We start from the raw sequence: 19,548 nt of genomic DNA, 5'->3' as shown, positions 1-19,548 counted from the left end.
GTCACTTGCCTTCGAGGAGCTGGATCGGCGGGCGCGGCGCCTGCATCGAATTGATCGGCGCGTCCGGATCGGCGTAGCCGAGGGCGAAGCCGGTGATGAACTTGTAACCTTCGGGGATCTCGAACTCCTCATCGACGGGGGCGCGCCAGGTGGCCAGGATGCCGACCGGGCACGAGTCGATGCCGCGCGACTTGGCGGACAGGAACAGGGTCTGGAGCATGAGGCCCGCATCCATGGCGCTCCAGGGCAGCATGTCCTCGTGGACGAAGACGAAACCCATAACGGGCGCATCGAATGCCGTGACATTGCGACGGTTGACGCGGTTGCGCCCCTCAATGTCGGCGCGCTCCACGCCGTAGGTGCCATACAGGAGCTTCGCGACCTCGATCTGGGCGGGAAGCAGCTCGTCTGGATAGCGCTTGCGCACCGGGTAATCGCCATCCGGGACGGGAATCTCCACGTCGGGGTCGATGACCTTGCGGGCGTGGGCCTCGATCTCCTCGTCAAACAGCTTCCCGAAGCGCTCGCGCAGACGCTGGGCGCGCGCACCGGACGCGATCGCGACGCGGAAAGCGCGTGTGTTCGACCAGGACGGCGCCGTCGTCGCGTCAGCGAGGATCGCGTCGATAACGCCAGCGGGCATCTCGCGGTCCGTGAAGGCGCGGGTCGAGCGACGGGAGGCGGCCAGGGCAGAAAATTCGTTCTTCTCTTCGTTGAGTGTCATGCACCCAGCCTAGCCCGGCCAGACGCCCCCGATCCACCCGGCCCGCCCACCGGACGGCCGTCGTTCTGCCAGCTAGTGATCCCCATAGTGCGTGCGGCATGAAATGATCTCGACTCGATCATCGCGCACGCGATAAACAAGACGGTTCGCCGCATCGATGCGGCGCGACCACCACTCTGAGTAACGCCCTTTCAACGGTTCAGCCTTACCAATTCCAGCACCTTGCCCATTCCTGGCAATATCACGCAGTAGTGCGTTGATGCGCTTCAAAGTCTTTCGATCCTGGTTTTGCCACCACAAGTAGTCCTCCCAGGCCTCAGAGGCCCAGACGAGGTCACGCATCCTCGATCAGCCCTCGGACCATACCCCGCCCGGCCTCCAGCTCCGCGATACCGCGGTCAAGGTGAGCGAGATTTGCGCGCGAGTAGAAGCTATCAACCTCCACGACGAAGGGAATCCGCTGCTCCCGCGCCACCTTCTTCGCAAAGATCGTGAAAGCAGCATTCATGGAGAGTCCCATTTCCTTGCAGGCACGCTCCATCGCAGCCTTATCCTCAGCATCGAGCCGAACGGTCACCATCGCAGTAGCCATGCAACACCTCCAGAAATAGTTATACGACAGCTATATGCTAGCATTTCAATATCGTAAAGACATCGTTTTTAACGCACTTCATCCAGAGGAAAGCATTACTGTCAGCCCTATTTGGCCAGCGCCTCCTCGAAGGCGATCACGTCTTCCTCCGGAGTCGCCCAGGAGGTACCGATGCGGGCGAGGTAACGGCCATCAGGCAGAGTCTCCCAGATGCCATACCGCACCTTGTCCGAAAGACGCCCATGTCCGGCCTGATCGAGAGCCACGAATGTCAGGTTCGTCGGCGATTCCATGGTGACGACGTAGCCCGCGCGCTTGAGGGCCGCGCGAATGCGGGCGGTCGCCTCGACGGCAGGCTTGCCGATCATCAGGTAGAGACCATCTTCGAAAAGCGCCTCGAACTGCACACCCAGGAGACGCCCCTTCGCCATGAGCGCACCGTGCTGCTTCATATGGGTGACGAACTGGCGGATCGACCCGCGCTCGGGGATCACCACTGCCTCGCCGAAGAGCGTGCCGCATTTGGTGCCGCCAATGTAGAACACGTCGGTCAGGCGCGCCAGATCGGCCAGCGTCACGTCGTTGGCAGGCGAGGCCAGCGCGTAGGCGAGGCGCGCGCCGTCGACGAAGAGCTTCAAGTCACGCTCGCGACACACGCGTGAGAGATCCTCGATCTCCTGCAGGGAGTAGAGGGTGCCGTACTCGGTGGGCTGCGAAATATAGACGAGGGCGGGGGCGATCATGTGGTCGCGCGCGCCGTCGCCCTCCCACGCCGAACAGATGCGTTCGACGTCGGCGGCGTTGATCTTGCCGTCCACGGCGGGGGTGTCGAGGATCTTGTGACCACCGCGCTCGACAATGCCGGCCTCATGCATGTTGATGTGGCCGGTGTTGGGGGCGATGACTCCCTGCCAGGGCAGGAGGATCGCGTCGATGACGGTCGCGTTCGTCTGCGTGCCGCCCACCAGGAAGTACACGTCGGCGTCGGGAGCCTGGCAGGCCTCGCGAATCAGGTCGCGGGCGCGCTCGCAATGCTCGTCGGTGCCGTAGCCGCTCGACTGTTCCATGTTGGTGGCGACGAGGGCGTCGAGCACCCGGGCGTGCGCGCCTTCCTGGTAGTCACTGGAGAAGTTCGGCAGCGTCTGGGAAGAATTCACGCGGCCATTATTCCACGCGCTTGGCCAGATGATTCCCGTTTCCTCGTGAAGATCTTTTCTCGCTGGAACTGAAGGACTATCCTGACTGTCGCCAGGCGATGCCGCCAGGCTTCCCGATACGAAAGTGAGGGCATCGCATGATGCCAACCACGCACGGAGAACAGTCGAGCACAATCAACCGGGACTCGCAGGCCTATTGGAACAAGCGGGCCGCGACGTTCACGAGAGACGCGACCAGCGACTACGAGCGCTGGCTCCTCGACCTGCTCGCCCTCGAAGCGGATGATGAGGTCCTCGACATGGGGTGCGCGACGGGCACGCTCGCCGTCCCCCTCGCCCGTGCGGGGCACCGCGTCCACGGCTGCGACTTCGCCGAGGCCATGCTCGCGATCCTCGACGAGCGCGCGGCAGCAGAAAATCTGCCGATCACCTCCCACCTGCTCGCCTGGGAGGACGACTGGGAGGAGGCGGGCCTGGGTGAGAACAGCGTGGATGTCGCCTTCGCGTCACGCTCCCTCATGAGCGGGGACGTGCCCGCTTGCGTGCGCAAGCTCGACGCGACTGCGCGCTCCCGTGCAGCGGTCGTCATGCCCGACAGCCTGCTCCCCTCCCGCGACCCGCGCTTGCTCACCTACTTGGGACGCTCAGCGAGGAGAGCGTGCATCGTCCGCGACGTGACCCGCGCGCTCGCAGCCCTGGGACGTATCCCGGTTTTCGCGACCACACGAACCTTCCGCCCGATGCGTTTTTCTTCCTTCGACGAGGCCCGCGTGGACCTTCGTCGCCTGGCCGGCCCAGAGCCCTTCACCGCGCGCGAGCAGCGGCTTTTCGATGCGTACGCGGCCCAGCATGTCGCTCGCGAGGATCTCACTGGCCCCTCTGAGGTGGCAGAGGAGCACTGGGTCCTTGACTATCGTCTGCCCGTCACCTGGGCGTTTATCGGCTGGAGCACCGACGGGAGCGAGTGGGCGTAGGAGGCCCCAACCTCGTTCTTCTTAGTCCGCGTCGGGGCGACGCCTGCGCGCTTTGACCTCCGAGCGTCTCTTCTTGTCATCCAGACGGCGCAGCTTGGACGCGCGCGTCGGCTTCGTCGCACGTCTCGGGACGGACGGAATAAGCGCTGCGCGCAGGACTTCGGCGAGGCGCTCGCGGGCGGCCGCGCGATTGCGGCGCTGGGAGCGATGCTCAGAGGCGGTGACGGTCAGGATACTTCCGGTCAGGCGTTCCCCAAGCTCACGCAGGGCACGCTCACGCTGCTTCTCGTTGAGGGCGTTCGTCGAGTCCAGGTCCAGGCTGAGCTGCACCCGCGAATCTGCGGTATTCACTCCCTGTCCGCCGGGGCCCGAGGCGTGAGAAAAGCGCTCGATCAGCTCCCCCGCGGGCACGACGAGGCCACGCGGGCAGCCAGGCCCAGCGGGAATACGCAGATCATCCATGCGCCCTAGTGTGCACCACCCAACCCAGCCCCGGCCTCGTGAATCCACGGGTACACGATGTACGTGAGAACCGACGTACGTTTATATGCCGATTCTCACGTATAACGTTCAGGCCATGAGTTCGGCGACCCGCTCCTTCAGGTCGGGCAGCACGTCAGTGTCAAACCAGGGATTCTTCTTCATCCACATCTGGTTGCGCGGTGAGGGGTGGACCAGCGGGAAGTACGTGGGCAGGTAGTGCTTGTAGTCGCGCACGACGTCCGTGAGGGAGGCCGAGGACTTCAGGTCCAGGTAGCGCCTGGTCGCGTACGCGCCAACGAGGATCGTCATATCCAGGTGCGGCATGAGTTCGAGCAGGCGCGGGTGCCACTTGTCGGCGAAGTCCTTGCGGGGGGCCAGGTCGCCGCTCTTACCAGTGCCCGGGAAGTAGAAGTCCATGGGGACGATCGCGAGCTTGCCCGAGTGATAGAACGCGTCACGGTCAATCCCCATCCAGTCGCGCAGCCGGTCGCCGCTGCGGTCGTTCCACACGATGCCGGTTTCTTCGGCGATGCGTCCGGGTGCCTGGCCGACGATCATGATGCGGCACTGCGGCCCCGCAAAGAACAGCGGGGCGATCCCACGCTTCGTGAACGAGGCATTGGCCGGGTCTGCGGCGATCTCCTCGGCGATTGCACGGACGGCTGGATCGGTGATCTCGGGAGTCATACATTCAGCGTATGACACACCCCCACGCAAACCGCCAACAACACGTCGGAGGTCACATAACAGTAAACACCAGACACCCGCCGCGCGGATACCAGGCACACACCATAGTTCCCCGCAAATGTCGCACGTAATTCCCCGACGCACATTTTCGTCCATCCCCACAAATCTTGGAATTTCGACGATTACAATTCAAATCCTGAAAAATCATCGGGGGCATTACGTGCGAGATTGGTGGGTATGCGAAGCGCGGCAACGGCCACACCGATTAGTACCCACCGCCCAAGCAGGCATACAGTTGAGTCCATGAGGGCAGCCACAAGGCACGCGAGGCACAACCAATGAACACCAGGTTCGTCAGGCAAACATCCAGGCAGATGACCACGATCGTCGCATCGCTCGCGATCGCGGCTTCCCTAGTCACCCTCGCAGGCCTCGCAGCAGCCACCCTTACCCCCTCCGGGCGCGAGCAAAAAGACCCCTCCCCCATCGCCATCGAGGAAGACGACAACCCCATTCCCGAGGCCATGGCCGGCCTACTGGACACGGCCTCGTCCCTGCACGGCTCCATCGACACCCTGACGTATGAGCAGAGCTACGAGGGGACGGTCTACGACAAGCAGGCCTTCGTGTATGTGCCCGACTCCTACTCGCCCGCTCGCCCCATGAACGTCCTCTACCTGACGCACGGCTGGTGGGGCAACGCGGCAGGCCTCGCGGCCGGGGTCGCGCCGGTCGTCGACAAGCTGGAGGCTTCCGGCGAGGTCTCACCGACCATCGTCGTGTTCGCAACCTACTATCCGGATCGGTCGTTCGCGACCGACGACTACGAGGAAGACTACGCACTCAATCGTTTTTTCGCAACGACCGAGATCGATACTCTGATCGACACGGTCGAGTCTCGCTATATGACGTTCGCACGCGGGGACACCTCCGACCAGTCACTGCGGGCCTCGCGCAGGCACCGCGCGTTCGGCGGTTTCTCGATGGGCGCGACGACAACGTGGGATGTTTTCGCACTGCGCCCGCAGTACTTCTACGGGTATATGCCGATGGCTGGCGAGTCGTGGATCGGGCGCGAGGAGGACGCTGACTTCCCTCGCATCGCCGAGCTGGTGACCGCGGGCATCGGGCGCGCCCACTACGGGCCACGCGACTTCCTCATTCTCGCGTCGGTCGGCTCAGAGGACCCGGCCCTGTGGGACATGACCCCGCAGATTGATGAGCTCCGCGAGGACTATCCCGACCTCATGACGGAGTCCAGCCTACAGGTGTGGATCGACGACGGCGAAGACCACTCCATGACCTCGGTCTGTAACCAGGTCGCGCATAGCTTGCCGCTGCTGTTCCCTCCCGCATAGGGCACCACTTCCGGCCGTACAAAAGACGCGCACGTCATACCGCCGCCCATTGACGAATGCCCACCCCACACGTACTGTATCTGTATCTGATACAGAAACGGACAAGATGATGGACACTCGATTCTCCTCCGCGATTCACGCGCTCATCCTCATCTCCGAGGCGGACTCCCCCATCAACTCGACCGCCATCGCGGCGAGTGTGGGCACCAACGCCAGCTACATTCGCAAGCTGACGGCTCCCCTGGCGAAGGCAGGATTCATCGAGTCCAGCCGCGCGGCGGGCGGCTTCACGCTCACCAAGCCCGCGCGGGAGATCTCCCTACGCGACGTCTACTGCGCCGTCACCGACACGGATCAGATCCAGCTTTTCGACATTCACGAGAACCCGAACGACGAGTGCATCGTCGGGGCACACATCCGCCCAACGCTCGCCAACGTGTTTCACAAGCAGAACGAAGCCGTCGAACGCGAACTCGCACAGACCACCCTGGCCGACTGCATCGCTTCGATGCGCTCATATCTCTGACCCACACCGACTCCCCACGAACCGAAGGACCATCATGAAGGCAGCTATTCTCACCCGCTACGACAAGAACGCGACCGACCTCGAAGTACGCGAGATCCCCACCCCCGCCCCCGCCTCGGACGAAGTGCTCGTCAAGATCCACACCGCGGCGGTCAACCCGCTGGACAACATGATGATGCGCGGCGAGGTCAAGCTGATCACCCCCTACGCTCTCCCCCTCGTCATGGGTAACGAGTTTTCCGGCGCCGTCGAGAAGGTCGGCGCGAACGTGACCGGTTTTGCGGTCGGTGACCGCGTCTACGGACGCATGCCTCTGGGCAAGATCGGCGCGTTCGCCGAGTTTGCGGCCGTGGACGCCGGCGCACTGGCTCACGTCCCCGATTACCTCTCCCTGGAGGAAGCGGCGACCGTCCCGCTGACGGCCCTCACTGCCATGCAGTCCTTTGAGCTGATGGACGTAAAGCCCGGCCAGACGGTGTTCATTTCGGGCGGCACCGGTTCCCTAGGCGCGATGGCGATTCCGGTCGCCAAGAGTCTGGGCCTGACGGTCGCCACGAACGGCAACGGAGAGAACGAGGAGCGGGTGCGTGCACTCGGCGCGGACATCTTTATCGACTACAAGAAGCAGAGCTACGCGGACGTCCTGTCCGAGGTTGATCTGGTGCTCGATACGCTGGGCGACCGCGAGCTGCCGACCGAGTTCAAGATCCTGAAGGAGGGCAGCCGCCTCGTGTCGCTGCGCGGCATGCCCAACGGCCGTTTCGCCCGACGCATGGGACTTCCCTGGTACAAGCGCTTCCTCCTGTCCCTCGCGGGCCGCAAGTACGACGCGATGGCCGCGCGCAAGAAGCAGACCTACGATTTCATCTTCGTTCACGAGGACGGCGCACAGTTGGAGAACATCGCTTCCCTATTCCCGGCCGAGCGTCCGCTGACGGCGTCCATCGACGCGACCTTCACCCTCGACCAGATCAACGAGGCCCTGGCCAAGGTGCGCGCCGGCGGCTCGCAGGGCAAGACCATCGTTCGCATTGGAGACTTCCAGTGAGCTACCTGACCACCCCCACCTCGTTCATCACCGTCGACGGCACGCAGATCGCCTACCGCGAGATGTCCGCGGGCGCCTCGCGCCTCCCCCTCGTCATGCTCGTGCACCTGGCTGCCAACCTGGATAATTGGGACCCGCGCACGGTCGATCAGCTCGCCCAGAGCCGCCACCTGATCCTCGTGGACCTGCCGGGCGTGGGCGCCAGCGGCGGCACCGTTCCCGCCACCATCGAGGAGGCGGGCCAGCAGGCGGCTCGCATTGTCCGAGGCCTGGGCTACGGGCGCGTCGACCTGCTGGGCCTATCGATGGGCGGGATGATCGCTCAGGAGGTCGTGCGCCACGATCCCAGCCTGGTCGAGCACCTCATCCTGGTCGGTACGGGTCCGCGCGCGGGTCTGGGCATCGACAAGGTCACCCCGACGACGATGCGCTACATGTTCCGCGCGGCTCTGCACCGCACGGATCCCAAGCGGTACATCTTCTACACGCATGACGCACACGGCGAGGCGGAGGCACGTAAGGTCCTCGCCCGCCTCGGCTCCCGCACGAAGGAGCACGCGGACAAGCCCATGGCCGTGCGTTCCTTCCTGCGCCAGCTGCGCGCGATCAAGCGCTGGGGCACCGCGCCCGCCGACGACCTGTCGTTCATCACGATGCCGACCCTCATCGTGAACGGGGACACCGACGACATGGTGCCAACCCCAAACTCCTACGACATGCACGGGCGCATCAAGGATTCGCACCTGGTGATCTACCCGCACGCCGGTCACGGATCGCTCTTCCAAAACCCCGAGGAGTTCACCGCCGAGGTCAACGAGTTCCTGGCGGACGCCGACTCGGAGAGCTGACGCCCCAGCGGCACCCACCCGTCTCCCCTGCCCCGGCCTCGTTCCGCTATTCAGGGACGAGGCCGGGGCTGGCTGCCAGATAGACGAGGCCCCTATGCGCGGGGCTGGCGCTCCGCCCACTCGCCGAGGCTCACGCGCGGCCCCGTGAAGAACGGGGTGTCTTCACGTACGTAGAGGCGTGCTTCGGTGTAGCGCTGGGCGTGCATGACGCCCTCCAGGCGGTCGAGAGTGTCGGCCTCGAATGCGAGCACCCACTCGTAGTCGGAGAAACCGAAGGCGGACAGGGTCGAACCCTTGACGTCCGGGTACTGGGCGAAACCGTTGCGACCGTGTTCGGCCATGATGCGTGCGCGCTCTTCGGGGGCCTTGAGATACCAGTCGTAGGACCGCACGAAGGGGTAAACCATCGCCCAGTCGCGGGGTGCAACGCCGCCGAAGCAGGCGGGGATGTGGCGCTTGTTGAACTCGGCGGGGGTGTGCAGGCCCATGCAGGACCACACCGGGTCCAGGAACTTGCCGAGGGCACTGGCGCGCAGACGGTGGTAGGCATCCTGCAGAACTTCGGGGTCGTCGTCGAGCCACCAGACCATCAGGTCGGCCTCGGCGCGGAAGCCGGACACGTCGTAGAAGCCGCGGATTTCCGCACCCGCGCCCTTCACGTACTCCAGGGATTCGGCGACGATGCGGGTGCGCTCGCCGTCGTCGGCGGGCAGGGACTCACCCAGTGTGAACACGGAGTAGAGGGCGTAGTGCTGCTTGTTGTTGACCTCGTCGAAGTCGATGTCCGTTGCGTCACGCGGGTCGGTGACGCGGGCGTGCGCGGCGTGCGAGTGGGGCGTCGCCTCGGTGCCCGCGTGGCGGGCCTGGTGGCGCGCGGCGTGCTCACCGACACGGTCCGGCACTCCCGCGGGATGTCCCGGGTTCTCCGGGTTCTGCTGGGGCGGCACGACGGCGTGGGGATGCGGGGTAGACATGGAGTCCTCCTGGGTTGGGGCTGGTTGACCGGCGGCTCGGGCGGGCGCGCCGGAAGAATGAGGGGCGTGTGCGGTGCCGGGGTGGGCGCTCCCGGCGGCAGGTGCGGGGTGGCCAGGGCGTGCCGGGGAGAGGCAGCAGTCGCTCGGGCAGACAGTGTGGAAGGGGCCGGTGCCGGTCACAGTGACGCGCGTGGACCTCTCGCCTCGCGCTTGGGCCGCGCGCTCTTCGAGCACGTCGACCAGGGAAGACACGAAGCCAGGGTCGGTCGAGACGGTATCGGCGCGCTCGTAGGGGATCCCCAGGCGCGCGGCGGTTTCCTTCGCCTCGGTGTCGAGGTCGTAGACGACCTCCATGTGGTCGCAGATGAACCCGATGGGGACGACCACAACGCCGCTCAGCGGCTTAGCATTCACAGCACCCGAGGCCGTGGCATCAGATGAGGCGTCCGCGGCGATTTCCTCGAGGAAGTCGTTGATATCGGGCTCAAGCCAGCGGGCCTGCGGGGGTCCGGATCGCGAGCAATACACGAGGTCGTAGCCCAGATCCGCACGCCCGAGGACACGCCTCAGCTCCGGCATGATCGCGCTGATGAGGGCGCGATGCTGGGCGACGTAGCTGATTTCGGTTGCGGGCGTTCCCGCCGGCGACGAGGCCTCGCTCCCCTGCTGCTCGGCGCGTCCGCCCGAGGCCGGTGTGGCCTCGTCGATCGAGGACCGGAAGAGGAAGGGCGAGGACCCCGCCTCCATGCTCATAGGGATGGAGTGAGTGACGAAGATCAGGCGAATCCCTGCCGGGTCGACGCCGCGCGCCGCCAGCGACTCCCAGGCGCGCCGGACGGATGTGATCTGCGCGCTCGCCATGCCGGGGGTCGAGTAGTAGGGGCGGACCTTGTCCAGGATGATGTCGGCGTCGGGATTGTCGGCGCTGTCCTCAGCCCCCAGGACGACGTCGCCCCACTTCTCGCGCAGGGCCTCCGCGGCCTCGGCGAGGTCTTCGCGATACTGGCGGCATCCCGAGTACGAGGCGTAGGCGGAGGTGGGCAGGACGAGGATGCGCCGGGCACCCGCCTGGGCGAGCTCGTCGAGGCCTTCGGCGACGAAGGGGTGCCAGTTGCGGTTTCCCCATCCGACGGGGATATCGTGTCCGCGCCTGGCAAGCTCCGCGGATAAGTCCGCGATCAGGCGCTGGTTGCAGGCATTGATGGGCGAAATACCACCGAAACGCTTGTAGTGAGCGGCAACCTGAAGCAGACGCTCGTCGGGGATTCCGCGACCGCGCGTCGCATTGCGCATGAACGGCAGGACGTCGTCCGTGCCGTCCGGGCCACCGTAGGACAGCAGCATGATCGCGTCGTAGGTATCCATACCTGGCACTTTCAGTCCTCCTTCAGGCCTCGAGGAGACAGTGTAGGGCCGCTTCCCTCCCCCACGCAGCGACAGATTGTCAGAAAAACGCAGTAAATCAGTAGTTCTCCCCTGCACACAGAACCGCCTTGCATCCACAAGTTAACGCTGTTAACCTTTCCTGCGACACAAAGTTAACAGCGTTAACCGATGGGAGAAATACCGTGTCACAACCACACGCTCCGGCCCTGGACGCCCAGGGAATCCACAAGAGCTACGCCGCCCACGAAGTCCTACGCGGGGTCGACCTGCTCGTCGAACCCGGTCAGATACTCGGGCTACTCGGACGAAACGGGGCCGGCAAGTCCACGCTCATCACGATCCTGTGTGGCCTACGCCGAGCCGACTCCGGAACCGCCAACATCTGCGGCCACCGGCCCGCGTCCGCCAACGCCGCACGGCTGATCGGATACGCGCCTCAGGAGCTGGGCATCTACCCCGACCTGAGCGTCGCCCAGAACCTCGTGGCCTTCGGCGAGTTGCACGGACTCGGCCGACGCGAGGCCGCCTCTCGCGCGGGTGAGGTCATGGAACTCCTCGGCCTCACAGAGAAACGAGGCCAGCGCGCCTCACACCTGTCGGGCGGACAGCAGCGCAGGCTCCACGCGGGCATGGCGATCATGCACCGCCCGCGCCTGGTCTTCATGGACGAGCCGACCGTCGGCGCGGACGTGGAGGCGCGCAGCCAGATCCTGTGTGCGGTCCGTCAGCTCGCCGATGAGGGTGCAGCCGTCGTCTACACCTCGCACTACCTCGCCGAGTTCGAGGAGCTCGGGTCCGACATCGCGATCCTGAACGAGGGGAGCATCGTCGCGAGCGGCACGCTCGAAGAGATCGTCTCTCACCACGCGCGCGCCGAGGTCACGCTCGAGTTCGACCGCCCCGTCGCCTCGTTCGACGGTTGGAGCGCCGACGGAAGGACGCTCCGGCACATCGGGGACGAGGCCGACCCGGGTTCGCAGATCGGCGAAGCCCTGGCCTCACCCGCCCTTCAAGGCGTGCGCTTGATGGACGTGCGCATCACGCAGGCGAGCCTGCACAACGCGTACCTGCAGATCATCAAGGAGAGTGACCATGTCGCAGCTTAAGCAAATCGGAGCCATGACCCGCCTCAATATTCGTCTGCAGCTCACCGACCCGGCACCCACGCTGATCCTGACGGTGATCCCCCTGGTCCTGATCCCTTTCATGATGCCGGCGTTCAAGTCGATGCTTCTGGCCGACGGCTACACGGGCGTCACGGGAGCCGAGCAGGCGGTGCCGTCGATTGCGATCCTCTTTTCATTCCTGGCCGTGCAGAACATCATCGGCTCGTTCTTCAACGAACGCTCGTGGGGCACATGGGAGCGCCTCGAGGCCTCCCCCACCTCACGCGCGTCCATCCTGACGGGTAAGGCGTTGGTCGCGTTCCTCATGCAGACCGTCCAGATCGCGGTTGTCCTCGCGCTCGGCGCCCTCATCTTCGGGTACCGACCGACCGGATCTCTCCTAGCGCTCGCCGCGATTCTCCTCAGTTTCTCGGCCGTCCTGTCGGCGCTCGGCGTCGCGCTCGCACTGTGGTCGCGCAGCCGCGACGCCGCCTTGTCCCTGTCGAACATCATCGGCATGCTGGCGGCCGGCATCGGCGGTTCTTTCTCCACGGTCTCTTCATTCCCGGATTGGGCGCAGCACACCGCACACCTGTCCCCCGCCTACTGGGCGATCACCGCGATTCACGAGGTGAGCCTGGATGGAGCGAGTCTGTCAGACGTCGGGACGCGTATCGGAGTCCTGTGGGGTTTCTTCGCCGTGATCGCGGGGATGGCACTGATACAGTTCCGGTATCACAGGGAGTAATAGCCACCGAAGCGGAGAGTCCATGCCGTCGTCACGCCAGCGCGCACTATCGCGAGACATCATCTTGTCGACCGCGCTCGACCTGGTTGACGAGGAGGGACTCTCCGCTTTATCCCTGCGGTCTTTGGGAAAGCGCCTCGGCGTCTCCCAGGCCGCTTTTTACCGCCATTTCCCCGACAAGGCCGCGCTCTTGGAGGGTATCGCCGAGCAGGTCTGGCGGCTCACGTTCGAGTCGTTCCTGGACCGCGTGGACGCCGGGTCGGTCGGCGTGGCGGCAACACCGACGAACGAGACAGGTGAGCCGACCGGGGATCCCCAGGCCTCGCCCCTGCTGACGTACATGCGCACCTACGCGCATTGTTTGGCGTCGACACTGCGCTCCCACCCGGGCGCGGTCATGCTGCTACTCACGCACCCGATGTCGACACCCGAGCAGCTCGCGCTCCTGGCGCGAGTGTTCGTGACGCTCGCCCGGCACGGTTTCACGCCGAACGCGGACATGCTGGGGCTGGTCAACGCCGTGTCGATCTACACGACGGCATTCGTCGCCGCCGAAGTCGTTCCGCCCGTGGGCGGCTCCCCCGAACAACCCGCCGATCTGTCGGCCGCGAGCGCCGCACTCGATCCCGAGGATGCGCAGGCGCTGCGCCCGCTCATCGAAGACCTCCTGGACGGCCGCTACGACTTCAACGCCCAGTTTGAGCGAGGCCTGGAGGCGATCCTGCGCGGCTGGGCCTAGCTGACCAGCTTTTCGACCTCGCGCACGATGCGTTTGGTGCCGCCCAGAGAGGACAGTTCCGCGCGCAGCCCTCGGATTCCCGAGGTCAGGGCGGGTTCATCGACAACGAGTCGGCGGGCGGCGCGTGCGATGAGCGTCGGCTTGGGCTCGCGCACGGTTAGGCCGCAGCGTGCACTTTCCACGGCCTCGGCGTTGAATTGGCGTTCAAAGACGCGCCCCGGGACGAGCACCTGGGGGACGGCGTAGGACAGGGCGTCCATTACCGAGTTTTGCCCGCCATGGTGCACGAAGACGCGGGTTCGTGGCAGGAGCTCAGCAAAGTCGAAGCGGGGTGCGCAGGCCACCGTGTAGCCCCCTGAGATACGGACGGCCTCGGGGACGCACGCGACATAGACGTCGCAGCCGAGGGCATCGGCGAGTTCTTGCCCGGCTCGGATCGCCACGCCCGCAGGCACGCTGCCCGCACCGAGGTAGACGAGCGCGCAATCGCGAGGCATGGCCGTCAGTGCGGGCGGCTCGTCCAGAAACCCGCAGTAGACGGCCCGCTCCCCCGCCCGTGGTTCGAGGGTCGGGCAGCTCGGGATGAAGCGGCGCCGCATCCCCTCAAGAACAGTCAGGGACGAGGCCGGGGCGGGCATGCCCATCTCGCACAGCAGGCGTCGAATTCCCGCGGATTTGCGCGGGTTGGAGGCGTAGGTGGCGGTCGTCGGCTGCGACCCACTACCCACGCACGGATACCCTCGGCGCGGGCGGCGATGACGGCGGCGAGGCTGAATTCGGAGTAGACGACGTCGGGGTGGATGGCACGCATGTGGGCGTGGAGCGTATTGACGGCTGTACGGGTATAGCGCTCGTCGAGGGCGCCGGTCAGCCAGAGGACCTCCTCGAAGCTGCGCACGGGCTTACGGCCCATGAGGCCGAGGCGTGAGGCCAGGGGGAAGGTATGGCGGGTAATGGCCTCGGGAAGGCCGAGGGGTGAGGGCACCGGAATCTCGAGCGTCGGCGCGATGGGATTGACACAGTTGCCGTCGTCTCCCCACGCGAGCACGACCTCGTGGTCGCCATCCTGGAAGGCGCGGGCGATGCGCTGCGCGCGCGACCACGGCCCGCCCATCCGCGAGCGGGCGACCATGGGAACGACGAGAACCTTCACGATTCAAGGGTACGCCGCCCGCAACAGAGCGCTGACGCTCACCGAGCGCCACACCCCCGCCACGGCCTCGTTTTCCCCATAAACGAGGCCTGAGCCGAGTCTTGGGATAAGCCTAGGGCGCATCGCAGCTAAGCTGGTTCTCAATCGCGCGCGCTCGCAGCGCGCCCACGCACTGACGCAAGGAAGGTCCCCCATGAACGCCGATAAGATCGAGGACGTCATGTCCGAGTTGCTGGGCGAAGGCTATCGAATCGTCGAGGACAACGGCGAACTCTCACCCGTCATCAACTGGGTCGACTGGATCGAAGACCCGGAGGACGAGGACAAGGAGCAGGTTGAGGTCACTTTCCAGGACGGCTCCACCCGGACCTTCGACAAGGGCGTCCCCATGCGCCAGATCTGGTACGAGAACGTCGACTGAGCGGCGTGGCCACCGTATCCTGAGTGCAGGGCCCAACATCGTGAGTCCCCTGAGATGGAGGTTTTCATCATGAGCAGAATCGACTGGGAGGGGGGCGGCGAACCAGCGAATCACGCAGGAGAGCGCGGAGACGCACATGCCGAGGCTGACATGGTCACAGCGATCGATGTTTCCTTGGCCAGGTAGAAGATCTGCACGCTGCTGTAGCTGCCGACAATGGCAGACGCTACACGCACGCGCAGGTCTGCATGGAACTGGGGTTCTAGGCTCCTCAAGCTAGGCACATAACCGCCAGCTACCCTCCGGAGCGCTACAGCTCCAGCCTCATGTGCACGAGCTCCTGGTAGCCCGAGGACACAGACCGGTAGCCACGTGGGTTGCGCCCATACTCCTCGAACCCCGCACGCCGATACAGGGACAGCGCGCGTTCATTACCAGCCACCACCTCGAGCTCGAGCTGGGTGTAGCCCGCCCGGCGCGCACTGTCGATGCACGATTCCATGAGCACTCGACCGATCCCCATCCCCCAATGTTCTTTGAGGACGCTGATCCCGAAACGCGCCCGGTGAGCCAACTTGCGCCGACCGCCCAACGCCGTGACTCCTGCGCTCCCCACGATCCGCCCATCGAGGATGGCGACGAACTCAACCTCATTGTCGCTGCGCTCCGTCTCCGCCAGCGAGCGCGCTTCTTGCTCATCGTCGACGCTTTGCTCGTCCGGATAGGACAGCAGGTAGTCGGTCTCCGCGTGCGTGCGCTGCATGATGTCACGCAGCGCGCGGGCATCCGACGCGACGGCGTTCCGCACGAGGAGTTCCACCCCACCCTTTAACAGCACCGTTTCGGCGTACCTCATCTTCAGCCCCTTGTCTCCCTAGCCACACGGTTCTTGACAACAGTGTGAACGCCCCGCAGCATACTGTCAGCCTGAGGTAACCACATTCACGCGCCCTCAGCCTGCACCGAGCGCCCGGCCCCACTAACGACATCCATCGGCAGAAACAACATCATTCAAGCAGTATCACCCACTCAGGCCAGCACCATTGCAAATCAGCATAATGAAGCAATAGAATACAATTAGGACCTACAGAATCTCGCTACGCTGATACGGCTGCTAACATTGGGTGTTACACACGCGAGCAGCTCTGTAAGGAGTTAGAGCCGCCGCTCTCCACGGATCGAATACCGCGAGCTTTATCCCGCCAGCAGCAATAATGCCAGGCATTCAGCCAACAGGAAACCACAATGCCCTACAAGGACGACAGCTTCATGTCAATGAAGACTCACCTAACGAAACGTCATCGAGATCGAGCTAAAAAACGATATGTGACGACGGATCTAGAATACCGTCTAGACGCCTGATAAACTCTTTTCTTCTAACCTCTGCCATTCGACCAGCACCCACCTCATTCAAGAGCGCAGATCGAATTTTCTTAACCCACTTCAAATATAGCAAGTGGTCATCGCTACACTCGCCTTGACGCGCAAATTCTAAGAATATCCTCTTCACTTCTTCCTGCCCTTCGGGCCCCAGCAGGATGTAACAGCGCGCGATATCAGACGGACAAATTTCGGTAATGCACCGAACACCCCCGCGCCAAGCAGCAGTCAGAAGCATAGGCACGCTTTCAACACCAATACCCAGGGCGGCACATCGGCGCACTTCATCAGAAATCTCTTGCGAAAAAGAGTGGAACGAATAGTCTGACAAAACGCTAAAAAGACCAAAAAACGACTTATAACACCCCACTTCATAATCAACACTAGAAAAGTAGCGCACAGACTCAAACAGATCTCGTTGAATGACGCGCTTACAACATATAACGAACTCAGCATCCGATAGAGCCCCTTCAAATTCATACTCGAAGAAACGGGAGCTCCACTTAGCCAAATCACAAATGTCAGCAGGGCCAAATACCCCATCACACAGAATGTCAGACCAGCAAGCTACTATGGAATCGACCTCATCATCCGACAGAGCAAGAAATTCAGACTCCAGCAATGTGACAAGATCACGAATAGAAGCTGACTTTACTGGACCACCATAACGAATCTGCAGATACTTACACACCCGCCGCCCTAGATCAACACTACTCACATCAACACTCGAACTGAAATAATCTTCAAGAAATCTCAAATCGCAGTATTGATAATACAGATGTTCGGCCCTGATATAAGAAACATCAATGTCAGCCAACCCCCCATCATCAATCAAAATCTCTGGACGAGAAGGAACCTTCCCCTCACACAAAAGCAAAGCAATTTCGAGAATGTCGATAACAGCACGACTTAGTCTTTCAGAATCGATAACACAATCTAGAGAAGTGCTTTCCTCAAGAACGTCAGCGAGAAAATATCTCGCTTTTTGCAGAGCCCTCGCATTAACACACCCCGTTCTCTGAACGGCCATATATGCACACTCAAGGACATCGAATTCCGCCGACCTTAAATTTCCAAAAATATCACAAACTAAAGAATGAATATCCTGCTGATAGGAATACACTCTCCACACAAGTTTTTCGCGCACGTCAGCATCAAATGAGCGCCCACTATCACCCCCTCCATCAAAGCTATCCATAACAAAGATGACCTTTTGTCCCCTCCCTTCAACAAGCTCATTCACCGCAGAAAATAAGGACAGCTCATCTGAAGCCACTGAACGTCGCTCAACATCGTCAAACACAATGACATGTCTGTCAGACAAAACAAGATCAACCAGAAATTTTGGTCCGACATCAAGCTGTAACGGAACTCTTGTTTTAGATATAACTGATGACATCACACCCGGAGCGACGCGTAGCATATTTTTGATCACCCTTTTATTTTTTCTTCTATCACCATCCCCTAAGCGAACTAACACAGCCGCAAGTTTTTCGTACACATCTTCAGCATTTCTACAACCGAATAACGACACCCGAACTAGCCGTTTTCCACTCTTTTTCAATGCAGGAGCCAGCACAGACTCCACAAACCGTGTTTTTCCACACCCCCACGGCCCCTGGATTGCAACAGCATATTTTTGTTCATCACTTTTGACGTATTCAATAATTGCATCACATAACAGCTGATTGACCATATTTTCAGTCATCATAGACCTCCCAGATTGGTTGGCAAAATCGTTCTACAACTTCGTCAATCTTCTCAGAATACCTGCGAGATCGTTAACGACTCGCCCAGCCACCTGTTCAGATTGGACTTAGTCAGCACAGGAGCAACACCTAATCAAATTACTCAAACTGTCCTCAAGACGACGACGGTGTCATAGGGTGTAAGAAATTTTCGTGTAGCGATGATGCTTGTGGGAGGCTGGTTATGGGGTGTCGTCGGATGCTTGGTGTTCAGGATCGCGCGGCGATCATGGCGGGGCTGGAAGCGGGTTTGTCTCAGGCCCGTATCGCTCGTTTGATTGGGCGTAGCCCCTCGGTGGTGTGCCGTGAGATCGCCCGCCATGCGGGCCTTGATGGGGCGTATCGAGCCGAGGAGGCCAGCAAAGCCGCCCGCGCTGCCAGGAGCCGCCCCAAGGAGAGAGAGTGTTGGATCGTAATCCGATTCTTCGCCGCCGCGTGATTGTTGATTTGTTCCAGGGGCACACGCCCCACCAGATCAGCGCACCGCCTGCGCGCCTAAGCGTGTGGCACACTGCCCACCATGGATACTTCCCCCGACGCCCACAGTGTGATCCGCCACGAGGCGATCTACACGGGGATCTATGCCCCCCTAAGAAGACGCTTATCGAGCACGGTATTTGCTTGCCGTCACGTAGGTGAACGCACAAGAAGCCTCCCAGGCTGGCGTAAACCCCCATTATTGGTATGCGGCTGATTGATGAGCGCCCCGACATTACAGATCGGAAAAACCCGGGCAACTGGGAAGGCGACCTGATCATCGGCCAAGACGGGGCCAGCGCGAGCATCGACCCTGGTCGAGCACACCACCCGCTAACCGATCACGTGGCCCCGCCCCTGGGCAGGAAAGCCGACCAGGCCCGGCGGGCTCACCCGCCGCATCCAGGGCCTTCCCGACCAAGCGATGCGCACACTGACCTGGAACCAAGGCCGGGAAATGGCCCACCATCAGCGCCTTCCCTCGACACGGGCGTGGACGCGTTTTCGCTCACCCCCACAGCCCCTGGCAGAGAGGAACCAACGAAAACACCAACCGTCTCATCCGCCACTATCCACACAAAGGCCCCCATCACCAGCCACCAACCCCACCTCGACGCCATCACCTACGAACCAGCAACTGCCCCAGAGCCATCCTCGACTACCGCACCCCCACAGAAACATTCAACCAACTCATCGCTACCACCGATTAACGCGATCCGAACCAGCAACCGTCCGCCCACACCCAACTCTAGGCATCGGCGTTAGATAACGCCGCTCGATACAATATTCACTTAACCTGCATAAGATCACACTCCCACAAAAGGGTCATTTGAGTAACGCTTCTCATGAAGATACGTTCCCGATCAGATACGTGCCCAAGATCGTAAGCCACGGCAGTGTCATAGGGTGTAAGCAATTTTCGTGTAGCGGTGATGCTGTTCGGAGGCTGATCATGGGGTGTCGTCGGATGCTGAGTGTTGAGGATCGCGCGGCGATCATGGCGGGGTTGGAGGCGGGCT

General features: G+C 62.5%; 20 protein-coding genes and 1 pseudogene. 10 read left to right on the top strand and 11 right to left on the bottom strand.

The annotated features are described in order from the left end of the window. Position 1: 1 nt before the first annotated feature. The 4 genes from QZ149_RS04345 to QZ149_RS04330 all read right to left on the bottom strand — a co-directional run bounded on the left by QZ149_RS04345 (position 2) and on the right by QZ149_RS04330 (position 2,473). Positions 2–724 (bottom strand): nitroreductase, encoded by a 723-nt coding sequence (locus QZ149_RS04345; protein WP_291450049.1) that lies wholly within the window; start codon positions 722–724, stop codon positions 2–4. 72 nt (positions 725–796) lie between these two features. Continuing rightward, the gene (locus QZ149_RS04340) at positions 797–1,066 is read right to left on the bottom strand and encodes a Txe/YoeB family addiction module toxin (RefSeq protein WP_291450048.1); all 270 of its coding nucleotides are present in this window, start codon (positions 1,064–1,066) and stop codon (positions 797–799) included. Continuing rightward, positions 1,059–1,316, bottom strand: a complete 258-nt coding sequence (locus QZ149_RS04335) for a type II toxin-antitoxin system RelB/DinJ family antitoxin (protein ID WP_009649181.1) — start codon at positions 1,314–1,316, stop codon at positions 1,059–1,061. Before QZ149_RS04335 ends, QZ149_RS04340 begins: the two co-directional genes overlap by 8 nt. A 107-nt stretch (positions 1,317–1,423) precedes the next feature. Beyond that, positions 1,424–2,473, bottom strand: coding sequence for a beta-eliminating lyase-related protein (locus QZ149_RS04330; RefSeq protein WP_291450047.1), 1,050 nt, complete (start codon positions 2,471–2,473; stop codon positions 1,424–1,426). 137 nt (positions 2,474–2,610) lie between these two features. On the opposite strand from QZ149_RS04330, the gene QZ149_RS04325 reads away from it, so the two are divergent. Then, positions 2,611–3,447 carry a class I SAM-dependent methyltransferase gene (locus QZ149_RS04325; protein ID WP_291450046.1) on the top strand — a complete coding sequence of 279 codons (837 nt, stop codon included), beginning with the start codon at positions 2,611–2,613 and terminating at the stop codon, positions 3,445–3,447. Positions 3,448–3,468: 21 nt separating this feature from the next. On the opposite strand, the gene arfB is transcribed toward QZ149_RS04325, so the two are convergent. Together arfB and QZ149_RS04315 are read right to left on the bottom strand one after the other, a co-directional pair. Beyond that, entirely contained in the window at positions 3,469–3,909 is a 441-nt protein-coding gene (arfB, locus tag QZ149_RS04320) for an alternative ribosome rescue aminoacyl-tRNA hydrolase ArfB (RefSeq protein ID WP_291450045.1), read from the bottom strand. Positions 3,910–4,017: 108 nt separating this feature from the next. Then, positions 4,018–4,617 carry a uracil-DNA glycosylase family protein gene (locus QZ149_RS04315; RefSeq protein ID WP_291450044.1) on the bottom strand — a complete coding sequence of 200 codons (600 nt, stop codon included), beginning with the start codon at positions 4,615–4,617 and terminating at the stop codon, positions 4,018–4,020. Positions 4,618–4,991: 374 nt separating this feature from the next. Here QZ149_RS04315 and QZ149_RS04310 point away from each other — a divergent pair, with 374 nt between their 5' ends. From QZ149_RS04310 to QZ149_RS04295, 4 genes are all read left to right on the top strand, one after another. Then, positions 4,992–5,975 (top strand): alpha/beta hydrolase-fold protein, encoded by a 984-nt coding sequence (locus QZ149_RS04310; protein WP_291450043.1) that lies wholly within the window; start codon positions 4,992–4,994, stop codon positions 5,973–5,975. 109 nt (positions 5,976–6,084) lie between these two features. Beyond that, positions 6,085–6,501, top strand: a complete 417-nt coding sequence (locus QZ149_RS04305) for an Rrf2 family transcriptional regulator (protein WP_291450042.1) — start codon at positions 6,085–6,087, stop codon at positions 6,499–6,501. Positions 6,502–6,535: 34 nt separating this feature from the next. After that, on the top strand, positions 6,536–7,549 hold the full coding sequence (locus QZ149_RS04300; RefSeq protein WP_291450041.1) for an NADP-dependent oxidoreductase: 1,014 nt from the start codon (positions 6,536–6,538) through the stop codon (positions 7,547–7,549). Next, a complete protein-coding gene (locus QZ149_RS04295) occupies positions 7,546–8,397 on the top strand; it encodes an alpha/beta hydrolase (RefSeq protein WP_291450040.1) in 852 nt (283 codons plus the stop codon). Before QZ149_RS04300 ends, QZ149_RS04295 begins: the two co-directional genes overlap by 4 nt. 92 nt (positions 8,398–8,489) lie before the next feature. On the opposite strand, the gene hemQ is transcribed toward QZ149_RS04295, so the two are convergent. After that, on the bottom strand, positions 8,490–10,736 hold the full coding sequence (hemQ, locus tag QZ149_RS04290; RefSeq protein ID WP_291450039.1) for a hydrogen peroxide-dependent heme synthase: 2,247 nt from the start codon (positions 10,734–10,736) through the stop codon (positions 8,490–8,492). A 203-nt stretch (positions 10,737–10,939) separates the two neighbouring features. On the opposite strand from hemQ, the gene QZ149_RS04285 reads away from it, so the two are divergent. The 3 genes from QZ149_RS04285 to QZ149_RS04275 are packed head-to-tail and all read left to right on the top strand — an operon-like array spanning position 10,940 to position 13,350. Then, positions 10,940–11,863 carry an ABC transporter ATP-binding protein gene (locus QZ149_RS04285; RefSeq protein ID WP_291450038.1) on the top strand — a complete coding sequence of 308 codons (924 nt, stop codon included), beginning with the start codon at positions 10,940–10,942 and terminating at the stop codon, positions 11,861–11,863. Then, positions 11,850–12,611, top strand: a complete 762-nt coding sequence (locus QZ149_RS04280; protein ID WP_291450037.1) for an ABC transporter permease — start codon at positions 11,850–11,852, stop codon at positions 12,609–12,611. Before QZ149_RS04285 ends, QZ149_RS04280 begins: the two co-directional genes overlap by 14 nt. A 22-nt stretch (positions 12,612–12,633) precedes the next feature. Beyond that, positions 12,634–13,350 (top strand): TetR/AcrR family transcriptional regulator, encoded by a 717-nt coding sequence (locus QZ149_RS04275; RefSeq protein ID WP_291450036.1) that lies wholly within the window; start codon positions 12,634–12,636, stop codon positions 13,348–13,350. Here QZ149_RS04275 and QZ149_RS04270 read toward each other — a convergent pair. Continuing rightward, positions 13,347–14,482 (bottom strand): annotated as a pseudogene (locus QZ149_RS04270) (nucleotide disphospho-sugar-binding domain-containing protein). The gene QZ149_RS04275 and the pseudogene QZ149_RS04270 sit on opposite strands and share 4 nt — an antisense overlap. A gap of 214 nt (positions 14,483–14,696) precedes the next feature. On the opposite strand from QZ149_RS04270, the gene QZ149_RS04265 reads away from it, so the two are divergent. Then, entirely contained in the window at positions 14,697–14,924 is a 228-nt protein-coding gene (locus QZ149_RS04265) for a hypothetical protein (protein WP_291450035.1), read from the top strand. Positions 14,925–15,234: 310 nt separating this feature from the next. On the opposite strand, the gene QZ149_RS04260 is transcribed toward QZ149_RS04265, so the two are convergent. Together QZ149_RS04260 and QZ149_RS04255 are read right to left on the bottom strand one after the other, a co-directional pair. Beyond that, positions 15,235–15,780 (bottom strand): GNAT family N-acetyltransferase, encoded by a 546-nt coding sequence (locus QZ149_RS04260; protein ID WP_291450034.1) that lies wholly within the window; start codon positions 15,778–15,780, stop codon positions 15,235–15,237. A 456-nt stretch (positions 15,781–16,236) separates the two neighbouring features. After that, the gene (locus QZ149_RS04255) at positions 16,237–18,012 is read right to left on the bottom strand and encodes a P-loop NTPase fold protein (RefSeq protein WP_291450033.1); all 1,776 of its coding nucleotides are present in this window, start codon (positions 18,010–18,012) and stop codon (positions 16,237–16,239) included. Between the two features lie 224 nt (positions 18,013–18,236). On the opposite strand from QZ149_RS04255, the gene QZ149_RS04250 reads away from it, so the two are divergent. Beyond that, positions 18,237–18,491 carry a helix-turn-helix domain-containing protein gene (locus tag QZ149_RS04250; RefSeq protein WP_291450032.1) on the top strand — a complete coding sequence of 85 codons (255 nt, stop codon included), beginning with the start codon at positions 18,237–18,239 and terminating at the stop codon, positions 18,489–18,491. 825 nt (positions 18,492–19,316) lie between these two features. Here QZ149_RS04250 and QZ149_RS04245 read toward each other — a convergent pair. Continuing rightward, the coding region (locus QZ149_RS04245) for a hypothetical protein (protein WP_291450031.1) at positions 19,317–19,548 on the bottom strand (232 nt) is incomplete at its 5' end.

The sequence above is a fragment of the Actinomyces sp. ICM47 genome (assembly GCF_905369875.1).
In the GTDB taxonomy this organism is placed as follows: Bacteria; Actinomycetota; Actinomycetes; order Actinomycetales; family Actinomycetaceae; genus Pauljensenia.
This window is presented reverse-complemented; position numbering and strand designations above follow the sequence as displayed.

Bases quoted from the DNA above. Each gene is read 5' to 3' on its own strand.
- QZ149_RS04345 (WP_291450049.1), bottom strand. From the start codon at position 724: ATGACACTCAACGAAGAGAAGAACGAATTTTCTGCCCTGGCCGCCTCC.
- QZ149_RS04340 (WP_291450048.1), bottom strand. From the start codon at position 1,066: ATGCGTGACCTCGTCTGGGCCTCTGAGGCCTGGGAGGACTACTTGTGG.
- QZ149_RS04335 (WP_009649181.1), bottom strand. From the start codon at position 1,316: ATGGCTACTGCGATGGTGACCGTTCGGCTCGATGCTGAGGATAAGGCT.
- QZ149_RS04325 (WP_291450046.1), top strand. From the start codon at position 2,611: ATGATGCCAACCACGCACGGAGAACAGTCGAGCACAATCAACCGGGAC.
- arfB (WP_291450045.1), bottom strand. From the start codon at position 3,909: ATGGATGATCTGCGTATTCCCGCTGGGCCTGGCTGCCCGCGTGGCCTC.
- QZ149_RS04315 (WP_291450044.1), bottom strand. From the start codon at position 4,617: ATGACTCCCGAGATCACCGATCCAGCCGTCCGTGCAATCGCCGAGGAG.
- QZ149_RS04310 (WP_291450043.1), top strand. From the start codon at position 4,992: ATGACCACGATCGTCGCATCGCTCGCGATCGCGGCTTCCCTAGTCACC.
- QZ149_RS04305 (WP_291450042.1), top strand. From the start codon at position 6,085: ATGGACACTCGATTCTCCTCCGCGATTCACGCGCTCATCCTCATCTCC.
- QZ149_RS04300 (WP_291450041.1), top strand. From the start codon at position 6,536: ATGAAGGCAGCTATTCTCACCCGCTACGACAAGAACGCGACCGACCTC.
- hemQ (WP_291450039.1), bottom strand. From the start codon at position 10,736: ATGGATACCTACGACGCGATCATGCTGCTGTCCTACGGTGGCCCGGAC.
- QZ149_RS04280 (WP_291450037.1), top strand. From the start codon at position 11,850: ATGTCGCAGCTTAAGCAAATCGGAGCCATGACCCGCCTCAATATTCGT.
- QZ149_RS04275 (WP_291450036.1), top strand. From the start codon at position 12,634: ATGCCGTCGTCACGCCAGCGCGCACTATCGCGAGACATCATCTTGTCG.
- QZ149_RS04265 (WP_291450035.1), top strand. From the start codon at position 14,697: ATGAACGCCGATAAGATCGAGGACGTCATGTCCGAGTTGCTGGGCGAA.
- QZ149_RS04260 (WP_291450034.1), bottom strand. From the start codon at position 15,780: ATGAGGTACGCCGAAACGGTGCTGTTAAAGGGTGGGGTGGAACTCCTC.
- QZ149_RS04255 (WP_291450033.1), bottom strand. From the start codon at position 18,012: ATGACTGAAAATATGGTCAATCAGCTGTTATGTGATGCAATTATTGAA.
- QZ149_RS04250 (WP_291450032.1), top strand. From the start codon at position 18,237: ATGGGGTGTCGTCGGATGCTTGGTGTTCAGGATCGCGCGGCGATCATG.